Below are 14,808 nucleotides of genomic sequence, written 5' to 3'. Positions count from 1 at the left end.
GGCGCCAGAGCCGGTCGGAGGGTGTCGCGGGCGAGGCCCGGCCCGGCACACTGGACGGGTGTCCGCCCTGGGATCCCTCACCCGTCGTCTCGGTCACCAGAAGTGGTTCGCCGCCACCTTGCGCCTCCTCGTCCCCGCCGACCGGCTGGTCGGCCGGCTCACGAAGGGGCGGGTGGTCGCCTTCGGGCTGGTGCCCTCGCTGGTCCTCACCACCACGGGACGCCGGTCCGGCAAGCCGCGCAGCAACCCCCTGCTCTACGTGCCGGACGGCGACGCCTACGTGGTGATCGGCTCGAACTGGGGGCAGCAGCACCAGCCCGCCTGGTCGCTGAACCTGCTCGCGCAGCCGGCCGCCGAGGTGGACGTGCGGGGCCGCCGGGTCCCGGTGCGCGCCGAGCCGATCAACGGCCCGGAGCGGGAGCGGTTGTTCGCCCGGCTGGTCGACGAGTGGCCGGCCTACCGCACCTACGTGGAGCGGGCCGGCGGCCGGGAGATCCGGGTGTTCCGGGTGTTCCGGCTGGTCCCGGCGGGCGAGGCGGTTGCCTGACCGGCGGGCGCGGCGAGCCGGCGGGGCCGGTCCCGCTGGCTAGGGTGGTGGTCGGTCGACGCGCGCCGGGCCGCCGCCGGGCGGTCCGCGCGCGGAACGGAGGTGGACCGTGGAAGCCGGCGGCGCCGAGCTGGACACCGACCGCAGTCTGGACGATCCCCGCTGGCGGGTGGCCGAGCGGGTGAGCGACGCGGCGCTGCGCCGGTTCCCGGCGGACGTCCTCGCCGTCGCGGTGCACGGCCCGCTCGCGCACGGCGACGACGACGGCGGCGGCAACGGCGAGGTGGGGCTGCTGGTGGTCACCTACCGGCCGGGTGGCGGGCCGTCACCGGCCACCCGCCGGGTCGACGGGGTGCTGGTCGACCTCACGGTGGCCGGGGCCGACGACTACCTGCGGCAGGCCACGGCGATCACCGCGCTCTGGCCGCTCACCGCCGACCGGTACGTCACCACTCGCGCCCTGCACGATCCGACCGGCTGGCTGCGGACGCTGCGGGACGAGCACCTGGCCCGGCTGGCGCGGGCGCGGCCGGCCGAGTTCACCACCGCGGCCCGCCAGGCCTGGTGCCGGGGCAGCGCGGCCCACGCCCGGGCGCTGCGGCTGGCCGAGTGGTACGAGACGGACCCGGCGCTGCTCATGCTGGGTGAGGCCCGGCTGGCCGCGGCCACGGTGCACGGTCTGCTGAGCCGCACCTACTTCCGCGATCCGGGCGACGCGGTGCGGCGTACCGGCCTGGCCGGGGCCGACATGACCGAGGTGGGCGGGGTGCTGGCCCGCCAGGCCGAGGAGCTGGCCGCCCGGGGCCGCCCCGTCGACGGCACGGTGGACGACCTGCTCACCCGTTGAACCCCCCGGTCAGCCGATCCCGCCCTGGATGCCGATCAGGGTGCCGACCAGGTAGGTGGCACCGGCGGCCAGGGCACCGAGCAGCAGCTGCCGCAGCCCACTGGACCACCAGGTGCGGTTGGTGAACCGGGCCACGATCGCGCCGGCCACGAAGAGCCCCACCCCGCCGACGGCGAGCGCAAGCGCGAGGCTCGTGAAGCCGAGCAGGTAGGTGACCAGCGGCACCAGGGCGCCGACCGAGAAGCAGAGGAACGAGGAGATTGCCGCCGCCCACGGGCTGGGCTGCTCGTCGGGGTCGACGCCCAGCTCCTCCCGGACGTGCACCCGCAGCGCCTCCTCCGGGTTGCGCCGGACCGCCTCGGCGACCTGGGTGGCCAGGTCCCGCGGCAGCCCCCGGGCCACCCACGCGTCGGCCAGCTCGCGGGCCTCCGCCTCGGGGTGGCGCTCCAGCTCGCGGCGCTCCTTGGCCACCTCGGCGGCCACCTGCTCGTTGGCCGAGCGGACGCTCGTGTACTCGCCGAGCCCCATCGAGATGGCACCGGCCACCAGCCCGGCCGCGCCGGTCAGCACGACGCTGCGCGGGGAGACCCCGCCGCCGCCGACACCGGCGATCAGCGCGATGTTGGTGACCAACCCGTCCATCGCGCCGAACACGGCCGGCCGGAGCCAGCCGCCGGACACGTCCGCGTGGTGCGCCTCGCGCAGCGCCGCCGGTGTGTCGGTCACGGCAGGGTGAGGATCTCGTAGCCGTCGTCGGTCACGACGATGGTGTGCTCGAACTGCGCCGTCCACCGCCGGTCCTTGGTGACCACGGTCCAGCCGTCGTCCCACATGTCGTACTGGTGGGTGCCGAGAGTGATCATCGGCTCGACGGTGAAGGTCATCCCGGGCTCCATCACGTCGGTGGGGCGCGGGCTGTCGTAGTGCGGCACGTACAGGCCGCTGTGGAAGGACTCGCCGATCCCGTGGCCGGTGAAGTCACGCACCACGCCGTAGCCGAACCGCTTGGCGTACGACTCGATGACCCGGCCGATCACATTGATCTGCCGGCCCGGGGCGACCGCCTTGATGCCGCGCATCATCGCCTCGTGGGTCCGCTCGACCAGCAGGCGGGCCTCCTCGCTCACCTCGCCGACGCAGAAGGTGGCGTCGGTGTCGCCGTGCACCCCGCCGATGTACGCGGTCACGTCGACGTTGATGATGTCGCCGTCCTCGAGCACCGTCGAGTCGGGGATGCCGTGGCAGATGACCTCGTTGAGGCTGGTGCAGCAGGACTTCGGGAAGCCCTTGTAGCCCAACGTCGACGGGTAGGCGCCGTGGTCGCAGAGGAACTCGTGGACCACCTTGTCGATCTCGTCGGTGGTCACCCCCGGCTTGCAGTGCTCCCCGGCGAGCTGGGTCGCCTGGGCCGCCAGCCGGCTGGCGACGCGCATCTTCTCGATCGTCTCCGGCGTCTGGACGTGCGAGCCGCGCCACTCCTGGGGACGCTTCTTGCCCACGTACTCGGGACGCGGGATGTGGGCGGGAACCGCTCGCCACGGGGAGAGCGTGCCTGGGGTCAGCGGCGCACGGACGGTCATGACCACAAGCCTATAGCCGCACCCCTGGTGACCCCCGCCACGGCCCGTTGGCCCGGGTTGTTGCCGCACCGCAAGGGCTGTGCCATTGTTGCTCCGTGGATCAAGGGGGCGAGCCGCCCGTCTTCTCCGCGACAGCGGAGATCGACGGTGATCGACTGCGCGTCCAGGTGGCCGGCGAGGTCGACATGGCGACCGCCGACACCATGTACCAGACGGTCCTGCGGGAGTCCGCCCGTCACGTCACGCTCGACCTGCGCGCCGTGACCTTCTTCGACTCGGCCGCGATCCACGCCGTGGTCCGGCTGGCCCAGCAGTTCTCCGGCACGTTCACCGTGTTGCCGTCCCGGCAGGTGCGGCGGGTGCTGGAGATCTCCGGCCTGGGCGAGCAGGGCTGGCTGGCGCAGGACTGAGCCGCCGCCGACCGCCGCGGGTTCAGTCCGTCAGCCGGCGGCGCAGCACCAGCTCGGTGCCGTCGTCGGAGCGGGTCACGGTCATCTCGCCGAGCGCCTCGATGAGCGCGAGCCCCCGGCCCCGGAAACTCGACCCGGTCGACTCCCGCCAGCTGCCGCTGTCCCGGACCGTGGCGGTCACCGTCCGGTCCTCGATGGTCACCTCGACGCCGATCATGGGCTCGGCCGGGGCAACCGGGTGTTCGATGGCGTTGGCGGCGGCCTCGGAGATGGCCACCGTGAGGTCGAACAGGTCGGTCTCGCCCACGTGGTGGGCGATCAGGAAGTCCTCCAGCCGCTTGCGCAGCACGCTGAGCCGGGTCGGATCGGCCGGCAGCCGCAGCACGAAGCGGTTCAGCTCGGTCGCCTCCAGCGCGAGCACCGCCACGTCGTCGTGCCGCGTCCGCGCGGCGACCCGCTCGACCACCGCGTCGACCAGATCGGCCACGTGCTCGCCCGGGGTGGTCGCGTCCGCCCGCAGCTGGCCGAGGCCGGCGTCGATGCCGGCCTGCCGGTCCTCGATCAGCCCGTCGGTGTAGAGCAGCAGCCGGCCGCCGGGGGCCAGCTCGCCGTCGACCGTCCCGTACACCGTGCCGGGGATCGCCCCGACCGGCGGCCCGAGCGCCCGATCGTGCAGGAACACGGCGTCACCTCCTCGGATCAGCAGGGGCGAGGGATGGCCCGCGCTGGCGTACCGGAGCCGGCCGGTGCGCGGTGCGAAGCGGAGGCAGACCACGGTGGCGAACGACCCACCCTCGGTCGAGCCGACCAGCCGGTTGAGCCGGGTCAGCGCCTCGCCCGGGTCGTAGCCCTCCAGCACGTACGCCCGGAGCGCGTTGCGGAGCTGGCCCATGGCGGCAGCGGCCCGAACCCCCTTGCCGACCACGTCGCCGATGACCAGTACCAGCTCGTCGTCGGGGGCGCCGATCACGTCGTACCAGTCGCCGCCGACCTCGACGTCGGCGCTGCCCGGCAGGTAGCGGCTGGCGACCACGGCGCCGGGCAGCTGCGGCAGGGTACGCGGCAGGAGGCTGTGCTGGAGGGTGGTGGCGATCCGGTGCTCGGCCTCGTAGAGCCGGGCGTTCTCCAGCCGCACCCCGACCAGCCGGGCCAGCTCGGTGAGCGCCGCCTGCTCGGTGCCGCCGCCTTCCCGCCGCCAGACCCGCAGCTCGCCGAGCTGCTCGTCGGTCGTGCCGGTCAGCGGGAGCACCACCGACGGCTCGGCGGGCACGTCCCCGCCGCCGTCCACCTCGTAGCGCGCGCCGGGGGCGGTGACCACGACGCGGCCGGCCTCGGCCAGGCTGAGCGCGTGCCGCGCGGCGACCTGCACCACCTCGGTGGTGGTCCGGGCGGTGTTGATGGCCACGGCCGCGTCGGCGAGCGCCCGGAGCCGGCGGATGATCTGGCCGCGGAGCTGGCCCAGCTCGACGTTGGCCCGGACCCGGGCGATGAGCTCCTGGCTGGAGAAGGGCTTGGTGAGGTAGTCGTCGGCGCCGACCGACAGGCCGGCGACCTCCTCGGCCGCGCCGGCCCGGGCGGAGAGCAGCACGATCGGCACGTGCCGGGTGACCGGGTTGGCGCGCAGCGCGGTGACCAGCCCGAAGCCGTCCAGCCGGGGCATCATCACGTCGGTCAGCACCAGGTCGAACGGGGAGTCGACGGCCTGCCGGAGCGCCTCCACGCCGTCCGGCACGGTGATCACCTCGTACGCCGGGGAGAGCAGCCGGCTGACGTGCTCGCGCAGGTCCGCGTTGTCGTCGGCGACCAGGATGCGGCCCGCTCCCCCGGGCACCCCGGCGGGCTCCGGCAGCCCTCCGGGCCGGGCCACGTCGTCGGTCCAGAGCGCCGTCTCGGCGACGTAGAGCCGGGCCTGCTCCGGCTCGGCCGGCGGCACCGGGGCGAGGGCCGAGACCTGGTCGGCGGGCAGGTGCGCGTAGCCGAACGGCACGGTGATCGTGAAGGTGGTCCCGCCGTCGACGACGCTGCGGGCCTCGACCGTGCCGCCGTGCATCTCGACGAGCTCGCGCACCAGGGCGAGGCCGATGCCGGTGCCCTCGTGGGTGCGGGCCCGGGCGCCCGGCACCCGGTGGAACCGCTCGAACACCTGCGGCAGCTCCTCCGGCGCGATGCCGACGCCGGTGTCGGCGACCTCCAGCACGGCGGCACCGGCGTCGGCGCGGACCCGGACCCGGATCTCGCCGTCGAAGGTGAACTTGACCGCGTTCGACACCAGGTTGAGGACGATCTTCTCCCACATGTCCCGGTCGACGTAGACCGGCGAGGGCAGCGGCGGGCAGTCCACGACGAGGCGCAATCCGGCCCGTTCGGTGGCGGAGCGGAAGGTGCTGGCCAGCCGGGAGGTGTAGTCGGCCAGGTCGGTGGGCTGGTAGCGGGCGCTCAGCCGGCCGGACTCCAGCCGGGAGAAGTCGAGCACGGTGTTGACCAGCTTGAGGAGGCGCAGCGCGTTGCGGTGCATCACGGTCAGCCGGTCGAGGTACGCCTCGGGCACGCCGCGGTCGGCGAGCAGGTCCTCCAGCGGCCCGAGCACGAGCGTGAGCGGGGTGCGGAACTCGTGGCTCACGTTGGCGAAGAAGTTGGTCTTGGCGCGGTCCAGGGCGGCGAGGGCGGCGGCCCGGGCGCGCTCGTGCTCGTACGCCCGCTGCTTGTCCACCGCCCGGGAGATCTGGGCGGCGACCAGGTCGGTGAAGTGGCGGTAGTCGTCGGTGAAGGGCAGCCGCCGGGCCACCCCGAGCAGCAGCATGCCGGCCGGCTCGTTGACGGCGGTCAGCGGCAGCAGCAGCGCCCGGTCGGCGGCGTCCGGCGGCACCGTGCCGAGCAGGTCCGCCGTGGGGATCCAGCGGGGCTCCGCGGCGCCGCCGGGGCGCGGCGGCCCACCGGCGAGCGTCGCCGGGTTGAGCCCGGCGCATCCGGCCAGCGCCGGGACGCCGTCCTCGTCGTGCAGCCAGACGGCGCTGAACGGCACGTCGGCCCGGTGCGTGTCAAGCACCCGGGCGACGGTCCGGCCCAGCTCCACGGTGCTGCGCACGTCGGCCAGCTCGGTGCCCAGCTCGGCCAGGGCCCGCAGCCGGCGCTCGCCGACCACCCGCCCGGTGGTCTCGTTGACGAAGCAGAACACCCCGCTGACGCTGCCGTCGGCGTCCCGGATCGGGTCGTACGAGATGTCGAAGTAGACGTCCTCCAGGAAGCCGTGCCGGTTGAGCACGAAGGGGTGGTCCGCGCCGCGGTAGGGCACGCCGGTGCGCTGCACCCCGTCGAGCAGCGGCCCCAGCACGTCCCAGGTCTCCGCCCAGTGCCGGCGCGCCGACTGGCCGAGGACGGCCGGGTGCTTGTCGCCGATGGTGGGCCGGTAGGCGTCGTTGTAGAAGGCCAGATGGTCCGGTCCCCAGAACAGCACGATCTGGGCCCGGGAGGAGAGCATCGTGCTGATCGCGTGGGAGAGCCCCGGGGACCAGCGGTGCGGGGCGCCGAGCGGGGTGGCGGACCAGTCGAAGCCGCGCAGCCGCTCGCCCATCTCGCCGCCGGCGGCGAACGCCGCGGTCAGCAGTGGAGAGAGTTTGGCCTCCCCGGTCCCCGAGGACGAACGCTCGACGTCCCCGCCCCCCTGGGCCGAGCCCATGCAGCCTCCCGCTTCGGCCAATGTCCACGACGACCGGCGCGAGCACGCCGGTCGTCCCCGCCTACTACCCCGACGAAGGAGCAACGTAACGCACGTCGGCGGTCGGACGCTGGTTACCTACGCCTCATCCTGACGCAACCGGCGGCCGGGGGCGAGTCGGGCGCTCCCGCGGGTCGGGCGGGGCGGTGCCACCGGGCGTGCCGGCGCCGGCCGCGGCGCGGACCAGAGCCGCCACCGGCCGCGGGTCGGCGTCGTTCTCCGGGTGCCACTGCACGCCGAGCAGAAAGCGCCGGGCCGGGTCCTCCACCGCCTCCACCACCCCGTCGTCGGCCCAGCCGGTCACGGCCAGGCCGCCCGGGTCGGCAACCCCCTGATGGTGGTACGAGTTGACCCGGTCCACCCCGGCCATCACCGCCCCGGCCCGGCTGCCGGCGGCGAACCGGACCGGATGCGACCCGTACACCCCGGGGGCGGGGCGGTGGCCGTCGTGCCCCACCACGTCCGGCAGGTGCTGGTGCAGCGCCCCGCCGTACGCGACCGCGAGCAGCTGCATGCCCCGGCACACGCCGAGCACGGGCAGGTCGGCGGCGAGCGCGGCGGTCAGCAGCGCCAGCTCGCCGGCGTCCCGGTCCGGCCGGCTCTCGGTGCGGGGGTCGGGCGGCTCGCCGTACCGCTCCGGGCCGACGTCGGCCCCGCCGGCCAGCAGCAGCCCGTCCAGCACCCGCAGCACGTCGGCGTCGGCGTCGTCGGGGGGCAGCACCACGGCCCGGCCGCCCGCCGCGGTCACCGCCCGGACGTACGCGTGCGGCACCAGCGCCGCCGGCACGTCCCGCCACACCGCCCAGCCGGCCGGCTCGACGTACGACGTGATGCCGATCACCGGCCGCCGGCTCACTGAGCCGGCACCGTTCGCGACTGCGGGGCTCGCAAGCCCGGCTCACTCCTCGCGCTCACAGTGGGGTCACGTAGGCGCCGGTGATCCCGCCGTCGACCACGAACTGCGCGGCGGTCATGAACGAGGCGTCGTCGCTGGCCAGGAAGGCCACCGCGGCGGCGATCTCCTCCGGGTTGCCGAACCGGCCCATGGGCACGTGGACGAGGCGGCGGGCGGCTCGCTCGGGGTCCTTGGCGAACAGCTCCAGCAGCAGCGGGGTGGCCACCGGGCCGGGGCACAGCGCGTTGACCCGGATGCCCTCCCGGGCGAACTGCACGCCCAGCTCCCGGGTCATGGCCAGCACCCCGCCCTTGCTCGCCGTGTACGCGATCTGCGAGGTGGCGGCCCCCATGAGCGCCACGAACGAGGCCGTGTTGATGATCGACCCCTTGCCCTGCCGCCGCATGTGCGGGATGGCGTACTTGCAGCAGAGGTAGACGCTCGTGGTGTTGACCCGCAGCACCCGCTCCCAGGCGTCCAGCCCGGTCTCCAGGATCGAGTCGTCGTCCGGCGGCGAGATGCCGGCGTTGTTGAACGCCACGTCCACCCGGCCGTGCCGCTCGGCCACCCTGTCGAACAGGTCCCGGACGGCCGCCTCGTCCGCCACGTCGGCGGCCACGAACTCGCCTGCCACCTCGTCGGCGGCCCGCTTGCCCGCCTCCGCGTCGATGTCCACGCAGACCACCCGGGCCCCCTCGGCGGCGAAGCGCCGCACCGTGGCCAGGCCGATGCCACTGCCCGCACCGGTCACCACGGCGACCCGGTCCTGAAGCCGTCCCTGCATCCTCACTCCTCCGTGCTGATGAACACGTTCTTGACGTCGGTGAAGGCGTGCAGCGCGTCCGGACCCAGCTCCCGGCCGAGGCCGGAGCGCTTCATCCCGCCGAACGGGGTCCAGTAACGCACCGAGGAGTGCGAGTTGACGCTCAGGTTGCCGGACTCGACGGCCCGGGCCACCCGGACCGCGCGGCCCACGTCTCGCGTCCAGATCGAGCCGGAGAGCCCGTACTCCGTGTCGTTGGCCAGGCGGACCGCGTCCGCCTCCTCGTCGAACGGGAGCACCGAGACCACCGGGCCGAAGATCTCCTCCCGCCAGTGCCGGTCGGCCGGGGAGTCGGCGAGCAGCACGGTCGGGGCGTACCAGAAGCCGGCGCCGGCGGGGCGGGTGCCGGTGAAGGCCACCTTCGCCCCGTCGACGTACCCGGCGACCCGGTCCCGGTGCCCGGCGGAGATCAGCGGGCCCATCTCGGCGCTCTCGGCGGCCGGGTCCTCCACCCGGAACGCCCGCACGGCCGGTTCGAGCAGTTCGAGGAAGCGGTCGTACACCGATCGCTGGACCAGGATCCGGGAGCGGGCGCAGCAGTCCTGGCCCGCGTTGTCGAAGACCGCGGCCGGCGCGGCGGCCGCCGCCCGCTCCAGGTCGGCGTCGGCGAAGACCAGGTTGGCGGATTTGCCGCCGAGCTCCAGCGTGACCCGCTTCACCTGGGCGGCGCAGCCCGCCATGATCCGGGTGCCGACCTCCGTCGAGCCGGTGAAGCAGACCTTGCGGACCGCCGGGTGGGTGACGAACCGCTCGCCCACCACGGCGCCCTGGCCGGGCAGCACGGTGAGCACGCCCTCCGGCAGGCCGGCCTCGAGGGCCAGTTCGGCCAGGCGCAGCGCGGTGAGGGGCGTCAGCTCGGCCGGCTTGAGCACCACCGTGTTGCCGGCGGCGAGCGCCGGGGCGAAGCCCCAGCCCGCGATGGGCATCGGGAAGTTCCACGGCACGATCACCCCGACCACGCCGAGCGGTTCGTGGAAGGTCACGTCGAGCCCGCCGGGCACCGGGATCTGGTGCCCGGTCAGCCGCTCGGGCGCGCCCGCGTAGTAGTCGAGGACGTCCCGGACGTTGCCGGCCTCCCAGCGCGCGTTGCCGATGGTGTGGCCGGCGTTGCGCACCTCCAGCAGCGCCAGTTCCTCCCGGTGCGCGTCGACCACGGCGGCGAACCGCCGCAGCAACCGCGCCCGATCCCCCGGCGCCACCGCCCGCCACGTCTCAAAAGCCGCCGCCGCCCGCCCAATGGCCAGGTCCGTCTCAGCAAGCGAGGTGCCCGCCACCTCCCGAAGCGCCTGACCGGTCGCCGGATTGATCACCTGCGTCACCCGCCCACCCCCTCCTCGCCGATCATGGAGTTGTGGCGCCACACGAAAGCCGCTGACCGCCATGAACCGGGCACCACAAGTCCATGATCGACGGCGAGGGGCGGGTTACAGGCGTTCGAAGCCACGTACCAGCTCCCAGTCCGTCACCGCGGCGTCGAAGGCGGTCAGCTCCACCCGGGCCTGGTTGGCGTAGTGGGCGACCACCTCGTCCCCGAAGGCGTCCTTCGCCGTCGCCGAGGACTCCCACAGGGTCAGGGCGTCCCGGAGCGTGCCCGGCACCCGCTCGGCGTCGCCGTCGTCGTAGGCGTTGCCGGCGCACTCCTCGCCCAGCTCCAGCTCCCGCTCGATGCCGTGCACGGCGCCGGCCACCAGTGCGGCGATGGCCAGGTACGGGTTCACGTCGGCGCCCGGCACCCGGTTCTCCACCCGCATCCCCTGGCCGTGCCCGACCAGCCGCAGCGCGCACGTGCGGTTGTCGGTGCCCCAGCGCAGCGCGGTCGGGGCGAACGAGCCGGGCTGGTAGCGCTTGTAGGAGTTGATGTTGGGGGCGAAGAGGAGGCTGAACTCGCGCATGGTGGCGAGCAGCCCGGCCAGCACCCGCTGCCCGGTGGCCGACAGGTGGGCCGGCCCCTCGCCGAGCATGGCCGAGCGGCCGTCGGAACCGCGCAGCGAGAAGTGGATGTGGCAGGAGTTGCCCTCCCGCGCGTTCGGCTTGGCCATGAAGGTGATCGACATGCCCTCCTGGGCGGCGATCTCCTTCGCCCCGTTCTTGTAGATGACGTGGTGGTCGGCGCAGGCCACCGCCTCGTCGTAGCGGAAGGCGATCTCGTGCTGGCCGAGGTTGCACTCGCCCTTCGCGCTCTCCGGGGTCAGCCCGGCGCCGGACATCTCGGTGCGGATCCGGCGCAGCAGCGGCTCCACCCGGGCCGTGCCGAGCAGCGAGTAGTCCACGTTGTACTGGTTGGCCGGGGTCAGCTCGCGGTAGCCCCGCCGCCACGCCTCCTCGTACGAGTCGCGGAACAGCACGAACTCCAGCTCGGTGCCCGCGTACGCGGTCAGCCCGTGCGCGGCCAGCCGGTCGAGCTGCCGGCGCAGGATCTGCCGGGGCGAGGCGACCACCGGGCCGGAGCCGTCCAGCCACTCCAGGTCGGCCAGCAGCATGGCGGTGCCGGGCTGCCAGGGCACCCGGCGCAGGGTGTCCAGGTCGGGCCGCATGGCGAAGTCGCCGTAGCCGCGTTCCCAGCTCGACATGGCGTACCCGTCGACGGTGTTCATGTCGACGTCCACGGCGAGCAGGTAGTTGCAGCCCTCGCTGCCGTGCGCGACCACCTGGTCCAGGAAGTAGGGGGCGTGGAACCGCTTGCCCTGGAGGCGGCCCTGCATGTCGGTCAGCGCGAGCACCACCGTGTCGATCTCGCCCTCGGCGACCGCGACGCGCAGTTGTTCCAGCGTGAGCGGAGCTTTCCTCATCGGCGCGCCTCCATCACCAAGGTCTACTGGCAGAACCGGATCACCGTCAATGCCCCCTGCGGCCACCGTCGCAAACGCGATCGGCCGAGGGCGGCACCCGGGTCGGGCCTTCGTTGGCGGAGCGGAGACGCGCGCGGCAACCCGGGCCGGTGGCCCGGAACGGCTGCCGCGGCGCCCGGGCGGTCAGCGGGCGTAGTGGGGCTCGCTGATCCGGCGGCGGAACTCGGCGTGCGCGGTCTGGAAGACCTGGTTGAGCCGTTCGAGTTCAGCCTCGGTCGGTTCGCGTCGCAGCCCCACCTCGATCTTGAAGTCGCCGTCCACGATCGCCACGTCGAGGCGGTCGAGCAGGTCCGCGGGCAGCCTCGTCAGAACGAACTCGCGGAACGCGTCCGCGATCGTGCCCGGCATGTCGCCGCAGCCGCAGGTGCGGCCGTCGAGGACCGCACCGAGGTGGCTGCGGCCGACGATCGCGTCCGGGTGTACGGGGTCCAGGACGGCGAGTCCCTCCTCCAGGACCGTGCGGGCCTCCGACAGCCGTCCCTCGTGCTGGAGGAACAGGCCCAGGGCGACGCCGGCCCGCCCGACCATGTCGTGGTCGGCCCCGCGGCGCGCCTGCTCCACCGCCTCGGTCAGCCGTTGCTCCGCCGGGCCCACCCGGCCGGCCTCCTTCAGCGCGAGACCCCAGTTGCGCAGCACCTGGCTCCGCAGCTCCGGACGACCGATGCGCTCGGCCCGCACGGCCGCCGACGCGTACGTGCGCAGCCCCGCCTCGGTGTCGCCCGCTTCGTCCTGAGCCATCGCCAGGCCGAGCGCCGCCATCAGCGCCTGCTCCTGCCGGCCCTGGCGGTCGTACGAGGCGAGCACGCGCTCGATCGCGTCGATCCGACCGGCCTGGTCACCGAGGTCACGGCCGAGGTTCGCCAGCACGGACAGGGCGTTGAGCGTCGCCTGGTGGTCGGCACCGAGCCGCTCCTCCAGGGCCGCGACCAGGGCGGTGAGCAGGGGCTTGGACGCCGGATCGTCGCGGTCCAGCAGCTGGGTGACGACCTGGCCGATCTGCTCGACAACCTCGTCGGGCAGTTGGTGCAGGCCGACGAAGAGCGGCTCGGGGGTGCCACCGGCGTGCACGATCGCCGCTCGCAACGCCAGCGCGGAGGCCACCCGCTCGTGCCCGTTGCGCCACAGATTTGCCACCGCCTCCTCGACGACCTCCCGGGCACCTGCCAGGTCACCACGCTGCCGCAGCAGGTCGGCCAGCGGTTCGAGGCCGAACGCGTACCCGGCGTGCTCGCGGCCGTAGAAGGCGAGCCGCTCCTGGACGCCCTGGCGGAGCTCCGTCTCGGCCTCGTCGAGTCGCCCGGCCATGCGGAGCGCCAGGCCCAGGTTGAGCCGGTAGGTCAACTGGTCCTTGCGGGACTCGTGATCGCGCGGCGGCACGGCGGCGGCACGGCGGAAGCACTCCGCCGCGCGGTCGAGCTGATCGGCGTTGAGCAGCACGTTGCCGAGGTCGCACTGGGCCGAGGCCCATTCCGGACTGCCGGGACCGTGCCGGTCCGCGGTGGCCTGGACCTCGCGCGTCATGAGGTTCTCGGCGTCGCCCATCCGGCCCTCCCGCAACAGCGCGAAGGCCAGCTCGACCGGAGTGAGGGGTGTCGTCACGAGCCGCAGTCTAGGGTTCCACCCCCGACGTTCGCGGCCCCTGAGACGCCTTGAGCGGGACACACCGTCGCGGATCCGTGCCCTAGGTTCTCCGCATGCGCCTGCCGCCACTGCCGGACCCGATGAACGCGCTCACCCCCGACCGTATCGCCGCCGGAGCCGTCGGAGATCGGCCCATCGACGTTCCGCTCTCGGCGATCACCATCACGCCGTACGACCCGGCCTGGCCGGCCCGGTACCGCGCGGAGCGGAGCCGGATCGGCGCCGCGCTGGGCGGCCGCGCACTCGCGGTCGAGCATGTGGGATCGACGGCGGTGCCGGGGTTGTCGGCCAAGAACCGGGTCGACGTCGACCTGATCGTGACGGATCCGGCCGACGAGGCCGCCTACGTGCCCGCACTGGAGGCCGCGGGATACGTGCTGCGCATGCGCGAGCCGGACTGGTACGAGCACCGCTGCCTGTGGAACGAGGGCCACACCGTGAACCTGCACGTGTTCGGGCCCGACTGCGACGAGCACCTGCGGCACCTGATCTTCCGCGACTGGTTGCGCGCACACCCGGACGACCTTGAGTTCTACGAAGCCGAGAAGCGGCGTGCCGCCGCCGACAGTCCCTGGTCCATGTCGGCGTACAACGCGCGGAAGGCCACCTCGATCATCGAGATCCTGCGGCGAGCGGGACTCCGGCCGGCCGCCGGACAACGCCGATGATCGGCACCGTCCGCATCGGGCACCACGGAGGCACGACAACCCGGGTGCGGGCGCCGGCCTGACTCGTGTTGACTCGGGCGGTGGATCGTCAACGGCTCAGCAGCATCGCGCACTCGCACCACCCGATCGCGGCCCCGGTCTCCGGCGTCAACGTCAACCGGCTCCTGCGCCGGGCGGGCCGCCAACCGGCGGCTCGCATCCTCGACCTCGGCTGCGGCGAGGGCGTCTGGGCGCTGCAGGCCCTGGCTCACCACCCGGACGGGCACGCGGACGGCGTGGACGTCAGCCCGTACGCCCTCGAACGCGCCGCCGGCGCCGCCGAGGCACGCGGCCTCGCCGACCGGCTCACCCTGCACGAGCGCGACGCCCGGACGTACGTGCCGGACGGCGACTACGACCTGGTGCTGTGCGTCGGGTCGACACACGCGTTCGGCGGGTTCGGCGAGACGCTGAAGCTGGCCGGCCGGCACGTCAACGCCGACGGCATCCTGCTGGTCGGCGAGGCTTTCTGGCAGGTCCCGCCGACCCCGGAGGCACTCGCCGCGCTCGACGCGAAGCCGGACGAGTTCACCGACCTCGCCGGCCTGGTCGACGCCGCCGAGCAGGCCGGCTGGACCCCGGTGTACGCCCATGTGAGCGACGCCGCCGAGTGGGACGACTACGAGTGGTCGTGGGTCGGCTTGCTCACCGAGTGGGCGCTGGACAACCCGGGCCATCCGGACGCCGCCGAGGCGCTGACCGTCGCCCGGGAGCACCGCGACCAGTGGCTGCGCGGGTACCGCGATGTTCTGGGCTTCGCGACGCTGGTGCTCCGCCGGAGCTGATCCCGGTGC

General features: G+C 73.9%; 13 protein-coding genes. 5 read left to right on the top strand and 8 right to left on the bottom strand.

What is annotated here, in order from left to right; translation table 11 throughout:
• The first annotated feature begins 58 nt into the window (after positions 1–58).
• Both GCE86_RS01445 and GCE86_RS01440 read left to right on the top strand, forming a co-directional pair.
• Entirely contained in the window at positions 59–547 is a 489-nt protein-coding gene (locus GCE86_RS01445) for a nitroreductase/quinone reductase family protein (protein WP_154225223.1), read from the top strand.
• A gap of 109 nt (positions 548–656) precedes the next feature.
• Positions 657–1,394 (top strand): nucleotidyltransferase domain-containing protein, encoded by a 738-nt coding sequence (locus GCE86_RS01440; protein WP_154225222.1) that lies wholly within the window; start codon positions 657–659, stop codon positions 1,392–1,394.
• 9 nt (positions 1,395–1,403) lie between these two features.
• On the opposite strand, the gene GCE86_RS01435 is transcribed toward GCE86_RS01440, so the two are convergent.
• Positions 1,404–2,120, bottom strand: coding sequence for a VIT1/CCC1 transporter family protein (locus GCE86_RS01435; RefSeq protein WP_091268570.1), 717 nt, complete (start codon positions 2,118–2,120; stop codon positions 1,404–1,406).
• On the bottom strand, positions 2,117–2,974 hold the full coding sequence (map, locus tag GCE86_RS01430; RefSeq protein WP_154225221.1) for a type I methionyl aminopeptidase: 858 nt from the start codon (positions 2,972–2,974) through the stop codon (positions 2,117–2,119). The genes GCE86_RS01435 and map overlap by 4 nt, the downstream gene beginning before the upstream one ends.
• A 95-nt stretch (positions 2,975–3,069) precedes the next feature.
• Here map and GCE86_RS01425 point away from each other — a divergent pair, with 95 nt between their 5' ends.
• Entirely contained in the window at positions 3,070–3,384 is a 315-nt protein-coding gene (locus tag GCE86_RS01425) for an STAS domain-containing protein (RefSeq protein WP_167537017.1), read from the top strand.
• A 22-nt stretch (positions 3,385–3,406) separates the two neighbouring features.
• Here the strand turns inward: GCE86_RS01425 and GCE86_RS01420 are convergent, their stop codons facing one another.
• The 6 genes from GCE86_RS01420 to GCE86_RS01395 form a co-directional block, all read right to left on the bottom strand.
• On the bottom strand, positions 3,407–7,060 hold the full coding sequence (locus GCE86_RS01420) for a SpoIIE family protein phosphatase (protein ID WP_154225219.1): 3,654 nt from the start codon (positions 7,058–7,060) through the stop codon (positions 3,407–3,409).
• Between the two features lie 124 nt (positions 7,061–7,184).
• Complete coding sequence (locus tag GCE86_RS01415) at positions 7,185–7,955, bottom strand: gamma-glutamyl-gamma-aminobutyrate hydrolase family protein (protein ID WP_244317142.1); 771 nt, start codon at positions 7,953–7,955, stop codon at positions 7,185–7,187.
• Positions 7,956–8,010: 55 nt separating this feature from the next.
• On the bottom strand, positions 8,011–8,778 hold the full coding sequence (locus tag GCE86_RS01410) for a 3-oxoacyl-ACP reductase (protein ID WP_154225218.1): 768 nt from the start codon (positions 8,776–8,778) through the stop codon (positions 8,011–8,013).
• Positions 8,779–8,780: 2 nt separating this feature from the next.
• Entirely contained in the window at positions 8,781–10,136 is a 1,356-nt protein-coding gene (locus GCE86_RS01405; RefSeq protein ID WP_154225217.1) for an aldehyde dehydrogenase family protein, read from the bottom strand.
• Between the two features lie 105 nt (positions 10,137–10,241).
• A complete protein-coding gene (locus tag GCE86_RS01400; protein WP_154225216.1) occupies positions 10,242–11,606 on the bottom strand; it encodes a glutamine synthetase family protein in 1,365 nt (454 codons plus the stop codon).
• Positions 11,607–11,789: 183 nt separating this feature from the next.
• Positions 11,790–13,265, bottom strand: a complete 1,476-nt coding sequence (locus GCE86_RS01395; protein ID WP_154225215.1) for a tetratricopeptide repeat protein — start codon at positions 13,263–13,265, stop codon at positions 11,790–11,792.
• A 95-nt stretch (positions 13,266–13,360) separates the two neighbouring features.
• Here GCE86_RS01395 and GCE86_RS01390 point away from each other — a divergent pair, with 95 nt between their 5' ends.
• On the top strand, positions 13,361–13,975 hold the full coding sequence (locus GCE86_RS01390; RefSeq protein WP_204342273.1) for a GrpB family protein: 615 nt from the start codon (positions 13,361–13,363) through the stop codon (positions 13,973–13,975).
• 80 nt (positions 13,976–14,055) lie between these two features.
• Positions 14,056–14,799 (top strand): SAM-dependent methyltransferase, encoded by a 744-nt coding sequence (locus GCE86_RS01385; RefSeq protein WP_154225214.1) that lies wholly within the window; start codon positions 14,056–14,058, stop codon positions 14,797–14,799.
• Positions 14,800–14,808: the final 9 nt, after the last annotated feature.

The sequence above is a fragment of the Micromonospora terminaliae genome, from assembly GCF_009671205.1.
GTDB lineage: Bacteria > Actinomycetota > Actinomycetes > Mycobacteriales > Micromonosporaceae > Micromonospora > Micromonospora terminaliae.
This window is presented reverse-complemented; position numbering and strand designations above follow the sequence as displayed.